At 70.8% G+C, this 13805-nt stretch carries 14 protein-coding genes and 1 riboswitch; of the genes, 6 read left to right on the top strand and 8 right to left on the bottom strand.

The window, feature by feature from the left end; genetic code table 11:
• Positions 1-93: 93 nt before the first annotated feature.
• The 3 genes from ABR737_RS07200 to ABR737_RS07190 all read right to left on the bottom strand — a co-directional run bounded on the left by ABR737_RS07200 (position 94) and on the right by ABR737_RS07190 (position 2383).
• Positions 94-711, bottom strand: coding sequence for a methyltransferase family protein (locus ABR737_RS07200; RefSeq protein ID WP_350249353.1), 618 nt, complete (start codon positions 709-711; stop codon positions 94-96).
• Between the two features lie 261 nt (positions 712-972).
• Complete coding sequence (locus ABR737_RS07195) at positions 973-1188, bottom strand: ferredoxin (protein ID WP_350249352.1); 216 nt, start codon at positions 1186-1188, stop codon at positions 973-975.
• A gap of 4 nt (positions 1189-1192) precedes the next feature.
• Positions 1193-2383 (bottom strand): cytochrome P450, encoded by a 1191-nt coding sequence (locus ABR737_RS07190; RefSeq protein ID WP_350249351.1) that lies wholly within the window; start codon positions 2381-2383, stop codon positions 1193-1195.
• A gap of 113 nt (positions 2384-2496) precedes the next feature.
• Between ABR737_RS07190 and ABR737_RS07185 the strand changes: the two genes are divergently transcribed.
• The 3 genes from ABR737_RS07185 to ABR737_RS07175 all read left to right on the top strand — a co-directional run bounded on the left by ABR737_RS07185 (position 2497) and on the right by ABR737_RS07175 (position 5806).
• A complete protein-coding gene (locus ABR737_RS07185) occupies positions 2497-3129 on the top strand; it encodes a TetR/AcrR family transcriptional regulator (RefSeq protein ID WP_350249350.1) in 633 nt (210 codons plus the stop codon).
• Between the two features lie 146 nt (positions 3130-3275).
• Positions 3276-3710, top strand: a complete 435-nt coding sequence (locus ABR737_RS07180) for a hypothetical protein (protein ID WP_350249349.1) — start codon at positions 3276-3278, stop codon at positions 3708-3710.
• A 788-nt stretch (positions 3711-4498) separates the two neighbouring features.
• Complete coding sequence (locus tag ABR737_RS07175; RefSeq protein WP_350249348.1) at positions 4499-5806, top strand: benzoate/H(+) symporter BenE family transporter; 1308 nt, start codon at positions 4499-4501, stop codon at positions 5804-5806.
• A gap of 175 nt (positions 5807-5981) precedes the next feature.
• Here the strand turns inward: ABR737_RS07175 and ABR737_RS07170 are convergent, their stop codons facing one another.
• From ABR737_RS07170 to ABR737_RS07160, 3 genes are all read right to left on the bottom strand, one after another.
• Entirely contained in the window at positions 5982-7268 is a 1287-nt protein-coding gene (locus ABR737_RS07170) for an SPFH domain-containing protein (protein WP_350249347.1), read from the bottom strand.
• A 103-nt stretch (positions 7269-7371) separates the two neighbouring features.
• Entirely contained in the window at positions 7372-7593 is a 222-nt protein-coding gene (locus tag ABR737_RS07165; RefSeq protein WP_350249346.1) for an NfeD C-terminal domain-containing protein, read from the bottom strand.
• A 66-nt stretch (positions 7594-7659) separates the two neighbouring features.
• On the bottom strand, positions 7660-8049 hold the full coding sequence (locus ABR737_RS07160) for a hypothetical protein (protein WP_350249345.1): 390 nt from the start codon (positions 8047-8049) through the stop codon (positions 7660-7662).
• Positions 8050-8211: 162 nt separating this feature from the next.
• On the opposite strand from ABR737_RS07160, the gene ABR737_RS07155 reads away from it, so the two are divergent.
• Positions 8212-9288 (top strand): hypothetical protein, encoded by a 1077-nt coding sequence (locus ABR737_RS07155; RefSeq protein WP_350249344.1) that lies wholly within the window; start codon positions 8212-8214, stop codon positions 9286-9288.
• A gap of 36 nt (positions 9289-9324) precedes the next feature.
• Positions 9325-9413: riboswitch (ZMP/ZTP riboswitch) on the top strand.
• A 20-nt stretch (positions 9414-9433) separates the two neighbouring features.
• Positions 9434-10288 (top strand): bifunctional 5,10-methylenetetrahydrofolate dehydrogenase/5,10-methenyltetrahydrofolate cyclohydrolase, encoded by an 855-nt coding sequence (locus tag ABR737_RS07150; RefSeq protein WP_350249343.1) that lies wholly within the window; start codon positions 9434-9436, stop codon positions 10286-10288.
• A 685-nt stretch (positions 10289-10973) separates the two neighbouring features.
• On the opposite strand, the gene ABR737_RS07145 is transcribed toward ABR737_RS07150, so the two are convergent.
• Together ABR737_RS07145 and ABR737_RS07140 are read right to left on the bottom strand one after the other, a co-directional pair.
• Positions 10974-12140 (bottom strand): NAD(P)/FAD-dependent oxidoreductase, encoded by a 1167-nt coding sequence (locus ABR737_RS07145; RefSeq protein ID WP_350249342.1) that lies wholly within the window; start codon positions 12138-12140, stop codon positions 10974-10976.
• Positions 12137-12457, bottom strand: a complete 321-nt coding sequence (locus ABR737_RS07140) for a bifunctional 3-phenylpropionate/cinnamic acid dioxygenase ferredoxin subunit (protein ID WP_088796259.1) — start codon at positions 12455-12457, stop codon at positions 12137-12139. Before ABR737_RS07140 ends, ABR737_RS07145 begins: the two co-directional genes overlap by 4 nt.
• A 262-nt stretch (positions 12458-12719) precedes the next feature.
• On the opposite strand from ABR737_RS07140, the gene ABR737_RS07135 reads away from it, so the two are divergent.
• Positions 12720-13805 carry an S-(hydroxymethyl)mycothiol dehydrogenase gene (locus tag ABR737_RS07135; RefSeq protein ID WP_350249341.1) on the top strand — a complete coding sequence of 362 codons (1086 nt, stop codon included), beginning with the start codon at positions 12720-12722 and terminating at the stop codon, positions 13803-13805.

Here is a 13805-nt window from a genome sequence, read left to right as displayed (position 1 = left end):
CGAACCTCCGCTGGATGCCTTCTTCCGGCTCGTGGATGAGTACCTGAATTCTCAGGTAAGTCGGATGGTGAGCCCTTCCACCGTGGTGTCTGTTCAAGCTGATCGTACGGGGCGGCTCCACGGGATCAGCGCCGGGACGCGGGCGCGGTAAGCCTCGTAGGAGGTGCCGAACTGACCGGCCATCATGCCGTCCTCGATCCGGACCCGGCGCAGCAGCCAGGGGACGGCGGCTGCCAGGTAGACGATCCAGATGCCGAAGCCGCAGGCCAGCATGCCGCCGGTGATCAGGCCGAGGAGGCCGGTGTAGATGGGGTGGCGGACCAGCCGGTAGGGGCCGTGGGTGCGCAGCTCGTGGTGTTCCTGGAGCATCGGGATGCCGGCCCACATGGTGCCCAGGACCCAGCGGGCCCACAGCAGCAGCGCGGTGGAGGCGAGCACGAGCAGGGCGCCCAGGAGGGCGAGTTCCGGCTGCCAGTACTGGACGTGGCGCCAGAGGGAGTGCGGAGCGCGCCCGATCAGCACGCAGAACGCGCCGGCGCCCGCGGCCAGCAGGACCCGCCGGGGCAGGGTGGCGCGCAGGCCGCGCAGCCAGCCGCGCGGACCGGCCTTGCTCCGCAGCCCGAAGTAGACGGCGCCCGCGATCCAGGCCACGAGGAAGACCATGACGCAGCAGCCGGTGAGAGCGACGAGGAAGGAATGCAATGAGCCCATGCCCCCAGGCTGCTCCGCGCGCTGAGTGGATCACCACCGCCCACGGGTTGAAGCGGCGGCCCACCCACGGGTGGAGGTCCTTCCCTGCGGCCGGGCGCCATGCCGGCACCACACCGGCCGGGCGCCATGCCGGCACCACACCGGCAGGGCCCGCCATGCCGGCAGCACGCCGCCGGCGCGGGCCGCTCCGGGATGCAGCGCACCCGCATCCCGGAGGAGCCCGGTCGCCGGCTTCAGGAGGTTGACGGGACCTCCCTCTCCCTACGGCCGGGGCCCGACGACCCTGTCCCCGTCCCGTACGGTGATCGCGACGGCCGGACAGACATCGGCGGCGTCCAGCGCACGTTCGTCCTCGTCGATCTGCTCCTTGATCGGACGGGAATGCGTGCCGTCCAGGACGAAGAGGTCCGGCGCGATGGCGGCGCAGGATCCGGAGGCCATGCACTGCCCGGGGTCGATCTCCAGCTTCCAGGTCATCCGTTCACCACCCCACCGGCATGACCCGTGGGCCGCGCACCAGCATCTCGCTCTTCCACACCACATCGCCCGCCAGCCGCAGATCCGGGAACCGCGTGATCAGGGCGATCAGCGCCTCCTGGAGCTCCAGGCGGGCCAGCGGCGCGCCCAGACAGTGATGGACCCCGTGACCGAACCCGAGGTGCTGGGTCCCGGCCCGCGAGATGTCCAGCGTCCCCGGTGCGTCGAAACGCAGGGCATCCCGGTTGGCCGCGCCCACCGCCACCAGGACCGGCGTGCCGGCCCGCACCAGCGTCCCGCCGACCTCGACGTCCTCCGTCGCGTAACGGGGCTGGCTCGCGCCGCTGCCGAGCGGTACGAAGCGCAGCAGCTCCTCCACGGCCCCGCCGATCAGCTCCGGCTTTTCGCGCAGCAGGGTGAGCTGGCCCGGGTGGTCCAGCAGCGCCAGCACGAAGTTGGGAATCTGGGTGGCCGTGGTCTCGTGCCCGGCGACCAGGATGCCCACGCACAGGTCGACGAGTTCGAGTTCGGACAGCCGGTCGTTGACGTCCCGGGCATCAATGAGCGCCGTCATCAGATCGTCCTGCGGCGCGCGCCGGTGCTCCTCGATCAACTGCCCCATATAGGCGCGGAGTTCTTCCTGATTGGCGTCGAACTCCGCCGCGGTGAGGGAACTTGTCGACAGCGCGGCGTCACTCCAGACCCGGAACCGCGGCCGGTCCTCGGCCGGGACACCGAGCAGACGGCAGATCACCGCGACGGGGATGGGCAGCGCATAGCGGTCCACCAGGTCGGCGGGCGGCCCGGCCGCCGCGAGTTCGTCGAGCAGTTCGTGCGCCAGTTGCTTGACCTGCGGCCTGAGCTTTTCGACCTGCCGGACGGTGAAGGCCTTGGCCACCAGCGTGCGCAGCCGGGTGTGGTCGGGCGGGTCCATGCCCAGGATGCCGCTGTCGCGGCGCCCTTCGGACTGCCGGGGCTCGTCGTGCCGGACGCCCTCGGCGCGGCTGAAGCGCTGATCGCCGAGGACGAACCGCGCCTCGGCGTACCGGGTCACGAGCCAGGCCGGCTCGCCGTACGTCATCCGGACTTTCAGCAGCCCCGGACGGTTGCGGGCGTGCTCGTACTCCTCGGAAAGCTCAAGGCTCTCGGGGACATTGAAGGGGTAGGAGAGGGGTGCTGTGTCGGCTGTGGTCAAGGTGACCTCCCTTGTGTAAGCACCTGCTTACATAAGGTAGGACGCCCCCCTCGGGCCGGTCAACGATGGATTGTGGCCGTCATCCTGACGGGCCAACGGAGAGGAGCGTGGCGATGGCGGAGTCCCCGCAGCACGGTGCGGAGAGCGCACGCCGCCGCAGTGCGGAGGGCACCCGGCTGCGGTTGCTCGATGCCGCGTCGGAGCTGTTCGCCGAGCGCGGCTACGAACGGGCGACGGTGCGCGATATCGCGTCCCGCGCCGGGGCCAATCAGGCCCTGTTGTTCCGCTACTTCGGCTCGAAGCGGGCCCTGTTCGGGGAAGTCATGGCACGTGGCGGCCATGAGCAGCTGCGCACCACTCCCGCCGAGCGGCTGTTCGAGGTCGCGCTGCGCGGCATGCTGGCAGGCGGCCGGGAGGAGGGTGCCGACCGCGCGCTGGAGGTGTGTCTGCGCTCCATCGGCGGCAGCGACGAGATCGCGGAGGCGCTGCGGGGGCTGGGGGAGGAGTACGCGGCGGTGCTCGCCACGCTCTCCGAGTCCGATACCGGGACCTTGCGGGGCGATTTGGCCCTGTCCTGGCTGCTGGGAATTGGCCTGATGCGTGTGGTGGTCGGCAAGGAGCCGCTGGCGAGTGCCGACCCCGACACGGTGTGCAGGCTCGTGGTGGGTGCCCTGGGGAGTCTGCTGGAGAGCCTGCCGCAGGCCGATGGGGCGGTGACCGGGGACGGAAGCCGGATTCCGGAGTGAACAGGAGGGGCGCGGTGTGGGCTGTTGGAGTGCGTGCTGCGTTCCAGTGACTCTGCGGCGGGTCGTGGGCCGGTGGGCAGAACTACCCTTATTGTCACTTTTGCAGAGAATATTCTTTTTCTGCAGAGTCGAGTGAAGGTGGAAACATGCTCCCTTCGATCCCTCGCGGCCTTGCCGTGGCCGGTCTGGCCGCGGCTGCCCTGGTGGTGCCGACGGCAGGCGCTGCCACCGCCGCAACCCCGGTCCCCAGCAGCTCCCAGAGCGCCAAGTGCTTCTCGCGCCACTGCGATAGGGACCACCACTACGGTGACCGGCACCACTACCGCCACCACCACCACCGCCACCACGGCCACGGTCGCGGTCACGGCCGCTTCGGTCACGGTGGCCACGACGGCTACGACGGCAACGGCCAGGTCGGCGCCCGTGACGACGGCTTCGGCCGTGACAGCGGCTATGACCGCGACGGCGTGGGGCGTGACGGCAACGGGCGTGACGGACTCGGCATGGGCAAGGACGGCATGGGCAGGGACGGTCTGGGCAGGGACGGCCTGCTCGGCCTCGGCCTGCTCGGCCTCCTGTAGGAACTGCCGGCCGGTCATGCTGTGGGCCCGGGATCGTGATCCCGGGCCCTCTGCATGCCGTGTCACGTCCCGTCTCACATACCGCGTCACATGTCGTTTTCCGCCGGTCTCCGGGGAGTGAGGAGGGGTGAGGTGTCGACGGGTATGCGACCCGGCGGGAGTGCCCGGTCAATGGGAAGAATGCATTCCGCCCGGCCGCCCCGCCGCATTTCACCGTTCAACGGTTTCGGATTCCGGTGAATCGTTGTCACAAGCCTTGCCAAGTGGCAGGATTGCGCTGTCACATCGCGAATGGGGGATTTGCGACCAGGGGGGCGGGGGAGCGGTCCCTTCTGCGCAGAGCGCACCTGACGCATGCGCCGGCCAACAATCCCATGGGTAACTCGCCTCTGCGAGTGCACTTGTGCTTTGTGCTGCCCATTTTCAAGGTGTGGGTTCTGGTCCATACGACGCATGGGTGGCCGAACGCCGGCCCGGAAGGTCCTGGCGGAAGGTGTCTCAGGAACTGCCTGAGAAGGGGGGAAGTCTGTCTTGTGCTCAACTTCGGGACGGTTACCGGGGGAACGGCCCGTCAGGCGTCTCCGGCGGCAAACGGGGAGACGTTCTCGGAATGGTGCGCAGCGCCCGCCGGGAAAAGGGAATCAGGGAATCCAAATACTTCATCAGTCCGGACGGCTACCTCCCCCACGTCCCGTAAAAGCCGGACTCCCGGATCATTCCAACACCCGCATTCCGGCCGGCGTCGCCGACCTCGAACAGGCCCTCGAAACGGCCGCTAAGGACAACCGTTGAGCTCCAGGACCCCCACCCCCCACCCCGAGGCCGCCCCGCCGGACTCCTCCTCGCAGACCGGCGCCACGGCCACGGAAGGTACCGGCGCACCCCTGCCCGCCGACCCGGGCAGCCGCCCCGGCCTCTGGCGTGACGCCTCACTGTCCGCCGTACTGGCAGGTTTCGTCGCCGTCGTCGTGTCCTACTCGGGCCCGCTCGTCATCGTGCTCGCGGCGGCGTCCGCCGGGCATCTCGACACCGCCCAGACCAGCTCCTGGGTATGGGCCATCTCCATCGGCAGCGGCCTGACCTGCATCGCGCTCAGTCTGCGCACCAAGATGCCGGTGATCACCGCATGGTCGACACCGGGCGCCGCCCTGCTGGTCACCAGCCTGGGGGCGTACTCCTACGCGGAGGCCATCGGGGCGTTCCTCATCACCGGACTGGTGATCACCCTGGTCGGTCTGACCGGGGTGTTCGGGTGGCTGATGCGACAGGTGCCCACCGCCGTGGTCTCCGCCATGCTCGCCGGCATCCTCTTCTCGTTCGGCACCGGCGTCTTCACCTCCCTCAAAACCGCACCCCTCATAGCCGGTTCCGTCCTGCTCGCCTATCTCCTGGCGAAGCGGTGGCTGCCCCGGTACGCCGTCCTCGTCGCCCTGGCGGCGGGCGTCCTCGCCAGCGCGTTCAGCTCCCGGCTGGACATCCATCTGGACCGGATCGAGCTGGCCAAGCCGGTCCTGACGACCCCGGACTTCTCGCTCGCCTCGCTCATCGGCATTGCGGTGCCCATGATCCTGGCGACGCTCGCCTCGCAGAACGCACCGGGCATGGCGGTGCTCGCCGCGTCCGGCTACCGGCCCAAGGACCGCCTCCTGATCGGCTCGACGGGCCTGGTCTCCACGCTGCTGGCCCCGTTCGGCTCGCATGCCATCAACCTCGCGGCGATCACGGCCGCGATCTGCACCGGCCCCGAGTCCCACCGCGACCCGCGGCGCCGCTACGTGGCCGGCGTCTCCTGCGGAGCGTTCTACCTCCTCATCGGGGCGTTCGGCTCGACGCTGGTGGCGCTCTTCGCGGGGCTGCCGAAGGAACTCGTGGCGGCGGTCGCCGGAGTCGCGTTGCTCGGCGCCCTGGCCGGCGGCCTGACCGGCGCGGTGAAGGAGGAGAAGGACCGCGAGGCGGCCCTGATCACCTTCCTCGCCACCGCCTCCGGCGTCACCCTCTTCGGCATCGGCTCCGCCTTCTGGGGACTGCTCTTCGGGGTCATCGCCCATCTCGTCCTGACCCGGTGGCGCGGTACGTCCGGGAAAGCCGCGGCCTGAGCCGAGCCGCCGTTCACCGGCTGCCGGTGCCGCGCCGGCCGGGCGCTAACAAGGCCGCCCGGGTCGCCGGGTCACCGGGCGGTCGGGCTGCCGGACACCCTCCGTGTCCGGCAGTCCGAGCCGCCCGGCAGACGCGGTTCCACCCGCCGTACCGCAGACGGGATGACGCCAATGATCAGCCGGAGCCGGAGCCGGAGCCGGAGCCGGAGCCGGAGCCGGAGCCGGAGCCCGGGCCGGGTCCGGCGCCGTCCCGCTTCAGATTCGTCACCTTCTGCGGCAGCCGCCCCGCCCCGTCGGCCAGCGGGGGAGACGAGCCGGGTGCGGTGGTCCCGTTCTTCAGGCTGTCGAGAATGGCCAGACCCTCGCCGACGATGCCGGAGGCGATCTCATTGATCCCGTCGGTGCCGTTGAGCACGGTGAGCCGGGAACCGGACAGGCCCTCGGCCGCCGCCTTGGCGAGGGCGGGAAGGTTCTCGATGGTGCGATTGGCGGCGATCAGCTCCTGGTTGCCGTCCCGCAGCGAGCCCGCGAGGGCCGTGTTCGCGTCGGCCCGGGCCTGGGCTACCGCCCGCTCGCTGTAGGCACGGGCATCCGCCTCGAAGCGGACCTGGTCACGCTGTGCCTCCGCCAGGGTGCGCAGCCGGTAGGCCTCGGCGTCCGCCGGGCGGCGCACCTCGGCCTCCAGCCGCTGGGCGGCGAGCGAGGCCTGCCGCTGGGCCAGCGCGGTCTGCTCCTCGATGACCTCCTGCGAGGCCCTGGCCTGCGACAGCGGGCCCGCCTGTGCGGCGCGGGCGTTGGACTGCTCGGTCTCGGCGAGGAAGCCGGCCCGCTTGATCGCGGTGTCCCGCTCGTACTCCGCCTTGAGGGCCGCCGCCTGCTGCTCCCGCTCGGTGGCTTCCTGGTCTGCCTTGGCCTGCGCGATCCGGGCCGCGCTGGCGACCGCCGCGGCGTGCGGGGCGGCGAGATTGGTGATGTAGCCGGAGGTGTCGGCGATCTCCTGGATCTGCAGGGCGTCGACGACGATCCCGAGCTTCTCCATCTCGGAGTGGCTGCCGTCCTTGACCTCCTGGGCGACCCGGTCCCGTTCCCGGATGATCTGTTCGACGGTCAGCCCGCCGACGATCGAGCGCAGGTGACCGGCGAAGATCCGGCCCACCAGCTCCTCCATGGTGGCCTGCTCGTCCAGGAAGCGGCGCGCGGCGTTGGCGATCGACGTCTGGTCGTCGCCGACCTTGAAGACGGCGACCGCCCGGACTCCGATCCGGATGCCCTGCTGGGTGACGCAGTCCTCGGAGATCTCCGCCTCCCGCAGCGACAGCGCCAGCACGCTCGCCTTCTGCTTGACGGGCATGACCCAGCAGCCATGGCCCGTGACGATACGGAATTGGGCGTCCCCGGTCCGGCGCTTCGAGCCGGAGATCAACAGCGCCTCGTTCGGCGCAGGAACATGCCAGAACAACATCGAAAGGCTCCTGGTCCGTTGCGGCCGGCCCCGGTCGGTGTGCGGGGACGGCCACGGGGAGGGAGTGCTCAGGCGGCCGGCCGCGGACTTCGGGACGGGCCGGTCACGCGGGCAGCGGCGCGACGATCACCGACCGCGCCGAGGTGTGGTCCACCACGATGACCTGGGTATGACGGGCGATGGGCTCGCGGGACCAGGCGGCGAAGGCCTCGGTCCCGCCGCGTACGGGCAGCAGCACCTCGCCGGGGCCGTCGGCCGGGATGGAGACGGTCACCCGCCCGATCACCCCGATCGGGCTGAAGTCCGTGTCATCCGTTGCGCTCACCCGGGCTCCGTCGCTGGTCAAAGCCGCTGCCGGGGCAAGACCTGGCAGCGGGAATTCCTCGACAACTCAACGGTACTCCGGCCGGGGCGGCGCTTCAGGCCGCGCTGCCGGGGCCGACGGCCCCGGCACCGGGTTCAGGCGCCCGGGCCCGGCGGAGCGGGCTGCGGGGACTTGTTTCCTCGGCGGCGGCAGCACATCGGGCGCGCGATGGGGCCGCAGGGCCGTGAGGGCGGTCTCGGTCTCCTCCATCAGCGCGCGGTAGGAGACCAGCCGCTGCCACTCCGGGTCGGCAACCCCGGGCACGGTGGCGGCGCGCTCCGTCCACTGCTTCACCAGCCCGGCGAACACCGGTGTCTGCCGGAGGATGTCCGCGGTGATCCACCGCGGCATCTGCCCGGTGCGGGGGAGGGGGGTTCGTCCGTGGCCTGCGACGGTGCCGGAAGAGGGGTCGCTCATGGCCGTAGAAACGATTCTTCCGCCCTGGGGTCACTGCGTATTTTTACCGCGGCCCGTACGTCTGCCGTGGAGGCAAGGGCGTATGTCTCTCGAATATCACCTTATGCAGTGATCTATAGCCGGGAAGCAGTCCAATCCGGGCGAGGAAACGTTGTCGCAGTCATGGAACCGAGGGAGTTGTGGGAGCGCCATGCCGTACTCGCACAGGCGTTTTGCACCAGCGATGACGAGGTACGCCGTACGCAGGGACTCCTCGACGAGGCCGAGGCCCGCCGCTCGCGGACCCTGGCCGCCTTCGCCGTGACCGTGGGCAGCGACGCGGTGGTGGCGGAGCTGCTCGGACTGGACGAGCGCGAAGTACGCCTGGCCCGCCGCACGGTGGGCAAGGAGGACGCCCGCGCGGTCGCCCAGAGCCTGCTCGCCCAGACCACGCGCGAGCAGCCCCCCGGCCAGCAGACTGCCACGCCCCCCGCGACACCCTCCACGACACAGTCCACGACGCCCCCTGCGGCGCAGCCCGTGGGCCCGGCAGCGGCGCCGGCCGCGGCTGCCCCCCACGCTCCCCATGCCCCCCAGCCACACGAGCCGGCCTGGGCGCCGGCGCTGGACGCGGTCCTGATGAGCAGCTGGCACAGCGGAGTTGACCTCACCGCGCTTGCCACCGAACTCGGGCTCGATGTCCGGCTCCTTGTGGCACGCGCACAACAACTCGCCGCCGAAAGCCGTCCGGTGCAGTCGCCGCCATCGGACCGCATGGGCCGGCACCGGCGGCTGGCCCATCTCCCGCCCGCCCCGCAGCACGAGAGCGCCCCTTCGGCCTGGCGTGAGCGACCGCCGCAGCCCCCGCGCGAGCCCTACGAGCAGGAGCCTTGGAAGCAACAGCCCTACCAGAACTACCGGGAGCAGCAGGAGCACCAGAACTCTCAGAACTACCAGGACTACCAGGAGTACCGGGTGTACGAGGAGCATCCGCAACAGCACCCGCAATACGTACAGCAGCACGTAGCGCAGCACCCCCAACACATGCAGCAGCTACATCAGCACCAGAACCAGCCACCTCATCAACCTCAGCAGCAGCAACAATCCCCGCACCAGCAGTATCAACAGGCCTCCCATGCCACCTGGGACGCCAACGCCATCACCGCTGCCCAGCACGACTGGGACGGCATCCTCAGCCAGTGGGAAGCCACCACCTCCTCCACACCGCCGCTCTCCGCCCCTGGCCAAGGAGGGGTGTGACGGCGGGCCCGGTCTCCCGGGCGTCCATTAGAGTGGGCGCCGGGCCGTGACTGGCGCTTGGGTGGAGTACCACCGGGGAGCGGCTCGGCCACTCCTGGCCGGTGCCGCGCGCCTGGGCGATCCGACACGACGCTCAGGAGCACCGATGACCCCGACCGCCCGCCTCATGGACGGCAGCGCACTCGCCCGCCGTATCGTCGAACAGGCCGCGGAACGCGCGGCGGACCTCACCCGGCAGACCGGAACGTCCCCGTGTCTGGCCACCGTTCTGGTGGGCGATGACCCCGCCTCGGTGACGTACGTCCGCATGAAGCGCGCGCGGTGCGAGAAGGCCGGGATCCGCTCCCGGCATGTCGCGCTCCCTGCCGCCACCACGACCGCCGAACTTGTCGACACGATCACCGCACTGTCGGACGACCCCGACGTCCACGGCATCCTGCTCCAGCACCCGGCCGGGCCGCACATCGACGAGCGCGCCGCGTTCGAGGCCATTGCCCCCGAAAAGGACGTCGACGGGGTCACCTGCCACTCCTTCGCCGCGATGAGCTTCGGCCTGGACGGCTTCGCCTCCTGCACGCCCGGCGGCATCCTCCGCCTCCTGGATCACTACGACGTCGACCTGGCCGGCAAGCGTGCCGTCGTGGTCGGGCGCAGCGCGATCCTCGGCAAGCCCGTCGGGATGCTGCTGCTCGCCCGCAATGCCACCGTCACCTACTGCCACTCCCGCACCACCGACCTCGCGTCGATCACCAAGGACGCCGATGTCCTGGTCGCCGCCGTGGGACGGCCCCGGTTCCTGCACGGCGAACACCTCAAGCCCGGGGCCGTCGTGATCGACGCCGGCTCCAACCCCGGCAACGTCGGTGATGTGGACTTCGACTCGGCGTGCACCCGCGCCTCCCTGATCACCCCGGTCCCCGGCGGCGTCGGCCCGATGACCATCGCCACCCTGCTCACCCAGACCGTGGATGCGGCGGCCGTCCAGATGACGGCGGGTTGACCGTTCGCTGCGCTTTGCCGGTTCGCTGCGCTTTGCCGCCGCCCCGGGTTTCGGCTTTCTCGCCGTTTGCGCCTGCGGCGGGCGGGTCCGCTGCGCTTTGCCTCGCCTCTGTTTTGGCTTTCCCTTCGTTGCGCCTGCGGCGGGCGGGGTCCGCTGCGCGGGGCTGTCGGGGTGCGGTGACGGGCCTGCGCGGGTGGGTGTCCGGACTGCTTCGCTTTACGTCCGGACACCCACCCGCTCCGGCCCGTCCCCTCCCGTGGGGTGGGTGGGAAGAAGGTCGGTGGGGGGTGGCTGTGGCTGGTCCGGCGCGCGTCGCAGACGTGGGGAAATGGCCGTGGGCACAGGGGAGTCACATGGCACAGGGAAATGGCCCTGCACGGGGAAATGGCCCTTGCACGGGGAATGGGCTGCGGCAAGGGAAATGTCTGTGATCGACGCCCGCCCCCACCCACCGTCACTTACTCACCCACGGGAGGGGACGGGCCGGAGGGGCCGGTGTGTGGGACGTAAAGCGAAGCAGTCCCACACACCGGCCCCGGAGGTCCGTCACCGCACCCACAGCCCCGCGCAGCGGACCCCGCCCGCCGCAGGCGCAACGGAGAGCAACCCCCACGGCGGGACTGCCGAAAACATGGCGAGGCAAAGCGCAGCGGAACGGCGGGACAGCCAAAAACATGGGCGAAGTTCAGGCGCTAAGCGCCTGGTTGACCAATTCGCGGCGCAAACGCATAAACGGGCGCGGGCGGTTGAGGGCGAGCACTGCGGTGGTGCGCCCGTCCCGTTCGTAGCAGGCGAGGAAGCTGCGGTCGTCGGGGGAGCCCTCGACGATGCGCGGGGTGTCGGTGGGCAGCCGGCGGCCGGCGAACTGGAGGCGTATGCCGTACTGGTCGGACCAGAAATACGGCAGGCTGCGGTGGGTGGCGACGGTGCTGCCGGCCAGCAGGTTCTGTGCGGCGACGGCGGCCTGTTCGGTGGCGCTGGTCCAGTGCTCGGCGCGGACGCCGTTCACCCGGGCGACGTCGCCGACGGCCACGACGGCGGGCAGCGGGGTGACACAGCCCGCGTCGCACAGCACTCCGTCGTCGAGCGGCAGTCCGGAGTCCGTCAGCCAGTCGGTGCGGGGGCGCACTCCGATGCCGATGACGACCACCTCGGCGGGGAGCAGCCGGCCGTCGCTCAGCTCGACCGCGGTGACGCGGGTTTCGATGCCGCCGCTGTGCAGCCGGGCGACACCGGTTCCGGTGAGCAGGGTGACGCCGTGGTCCGCATGGAGGGCCGCGCAGATCTCGGCCATGGCAGGGCCGAGTTGGGGGACGAGGGGGAGCGGGGCGGCCTCGACCACGGTGACGTCATGGCCGAGGGCGGCGCAGGACGAGGCGACCTCGGCACCGATGAAGCCGCCGCCGATCACCACGACCCGGACCGGCGATGAGGACAGGTTCGCGCGGAGCGCCTGGGCGTCGTCGAGGGTGCGCAGGGTGTGGGCCCCGGCGGGCACCGGGCCGGGCAGGAGGCGCGGGGTGGCGCCGGTGGCGAGCACCACGCCGTCGGTGGTCAGGGAGCGGCCGCCGTCGAGCAGCACCGTGCGCCCGCCGGTGTCGAGCCCGGTGGCCCGGGTGCCCAGCAGCCATTGGGCGTCCAGCTCGGCGATCTCCTCGGCGTCGGCCAGGGCCAGTTGACCCTGGTCGGTGGTGGTGCCGGTGAGGAAGCCCTTGGACAGCGGCGGCCGGTCGTAGGGGCCGTGGCACTCGTCCCCGACGATCACCAGGCGGCCGTCGAACCCCTGGGAACGCAGGGCCCGGGCGGCGTACAGACCCGCCAGCGAGGCCCCGATGACAGCGACCGACTTCATGCGGCGGTGCCCTCCTCGGCGGCGTGGTGGACGTAGATCATGCCGTCCTGGACGGTCACGGGGTGGGTGCGTACGGCCCGGCGGGCGGGCAGGCAGGTCGCCGCTCCGGTGCGCAGGTCGAAGGAGGCGGCGTGCAGCGGGCATTCGACCAGACACCCTTCCAGCCAGCCGTCGGACAGCGAGGCGTCCTGGTGGGTGCAGGTGTCGTCGATGGCGTAGAGCTGCCCGTCGGTGTGGAAGACGGCGATCGGCGGTGCGGTGTCGATGCGTACGGACTCGCCGGTCGGCAGGTCGGCGAGAGGGCAGACAGGAATCACAGGACCCCCCTGTTGCTGATCGGATCATCGAGTTTCGCGTTGCGCACGATGAAGCGCTATGCGCAACAGAATCCCGATGGCGGGCGGATGCGTCAAGCGCTTCCCGGAATTGCCGGAACGAGGGCCGGAACGCCGGAGCCGCGGCGTCGTAAGTCCTTTACCAAGAGCCCGGGTGTACCTCTTGACGCTGCCGATCCGGGGTTCCCACTATGTCTCTCATCGCGCAACCAGTCGTGCACTGCGCAACACGAAGGGGTAGGGCATGCCACACGAAGTCCATGCCGTCGTCGCGGCGAAACAAGGCGCACCCGTCGAGCTGCGGACGATTCTGGTGCCGGATCCCGGCCCCGGAGAAGTGCTCGTCGCCGTGCAGGCCTGCGGGGTCTGCCACACCGATCTGCACTACCGGGACGGTGCGATCAGCGACGAGTTCCCCTTCCTGCTGGGCCATGAGGCGGCCGGTGTCATCGAGGCGGTCGGCCCCGGCGTGACCGCTCTCGCCCCCGGCGACTACGTCGTCCTCGCCTGGCGGGCGCCCTGCGGCACCTGCCGGTCCTGCCGCCGCGGACGGCCCTGGTACTGCTTCGACTCCGGCAACGCCACGCAGCCCATGACCCTGCGGGAAGGCACCCCGCTCGCCCCCGCGCTCGGCATCGGCGCGTTCGCCGAGAAGACCCTGGTCGCCGCCGGACAGGCGGTCAAGGTCGACCCCCACGCCCGCCCCGAAGCCGCCGGTCTCATCGGCTGCGGAGTGATGGCCGGGTACGGCGCGGCCGTGCACACCGGCGCGGTGGGCAGCGGGGACACCGTCGCCGTCATCGGCTGCGGCGGCGTGGGCAACGCGGCGATCGCCGGGGCGTCGATCGCCGGGGCGCGCCGGGTCATCGCGGTCGACATCGACGACCGGAAGCTGGACGGCGCGACCCGCTTCGGGGCCACCGACACCGTCAACTCCCGTGGTACGGACCCCGTCGAGGCGGTACGCGGACTGACCGGCGGCCATGGCGCGGATGTGGTGATCGACGCGGTCGGCCGCCCCGAGACCTACCGGCAGGGGTTCTACATGCGCGACCTCGCCGGGACCCTGGTCCAGGTCGGCGTCCCCGACCCGGACATGCGTATCGACCTGCCGCTGATCGATCTCTTCTCGCGCGGCGGCGCCCTGAAGTCCTCCTGGTACGGCGACTGCCTGCCCAGCCGCGACTTCCCCGTGCTCATCGACCGCTACCTCAGCGGACGGCTCGACCTCGACGGGTTCGTCACCGAGACGATCGCCCTGGACGAGGTGGAGTCCGCCTTCGACAAGATGCGCGACGGCCGGGTACTGCGCTCCGTCGTGGTCATCTGA

Origin of the sequence: Streptomyces sp. Edi2 (assembly GCF_040253635.1) — a bacterium.
GTDB lineage: Bacteria > Actinomycetota > Actinomycetes > Streptomycetales > Streptomycetaceae > Streptomyces.
This window is presented reverse-complemented; position numbering and strand designations above follow the sequence as displayed.

What these genes read in the sequence shown, in the direction of transcription:
- ABR737_RS07150 (WP_350249343.1), top strand. Translation starts at nt 9,434, where the DNA reads ATGACCCCGACCGCCCGCCTCATGGACGGCAGCGCACTCGCCCGCCGT.
- ABR737_RS07180 (WP_350249349.1), top strand. Translation starts at nt 3,276, where the DNA reads ATGCTCCCTTCGATCCCTCGCGGCCTTGCCGTGGCCGGTCTGGCCGCG.
- ABR737_RS07145 (WP_350249342.1), bottom strand. Translation starts at nt 12,140, where the DNA reads ATGAAGTCGGTCGCTGTCATCGGGGCCTCGCTGGCGGGTCTGTACGCC.
- ABR737_RS07155 (WP_350249344.1), top strand. Translation starts at nt 8,212, where the DNA reads ATGGAACCGAGGGAGTTGTGGGAGCGCCATGCCGTACTCGCACAGGCG.
- ABR737_RS07160 (WP_350249345.1), bottom strand. Translation starts at nt 8,049, where the DNA reads ATGAGCGACCCCTCTTCCGGCACCGTCGCAGGCCACGGACGAACCCCC.
- ABR737_RS07185 (WP_350249350.1), top strand. Translation starts at nt 2,497, where the DNA reads ATGGCGGAGTCCCCGCAGCACGGTGCGGAGAGCGCACGCCGCCGCAGT.
- ABR737_RS07170 (WP_350249347.1), bottom strand. Translation starts at nt 7,268, where the DNA reads ATGTTGTTCTGGCATGTTCCTGCGCCGAACGAGGCGCTGTTGATCTCC.
- ABR737_RS07195 (WP_350249352.1), bottom strand. Translation starts at nt 1,188, where the DNA reads ATGACCTGGAAGCTGGAGATCGACCCCGGGCAGTGCATGGCCTCCGGA.
- ABR737_RS07200 (WP_350249353.1), bottom strand. Translation starts at nt 711, where the DNA reads ATGGGCTCATTGCATTCCTTCCTCGTCGCTCTCACCGGCTGCTGCGTC.
- ABR737_RS07135 (WP_350249341.1), top strand. Translation starts at nt 12,720, where the DNA reads ATGCCACACGAAGTCCATGCCGTCGTCGCGGCGAAACAAGGCGCACCC.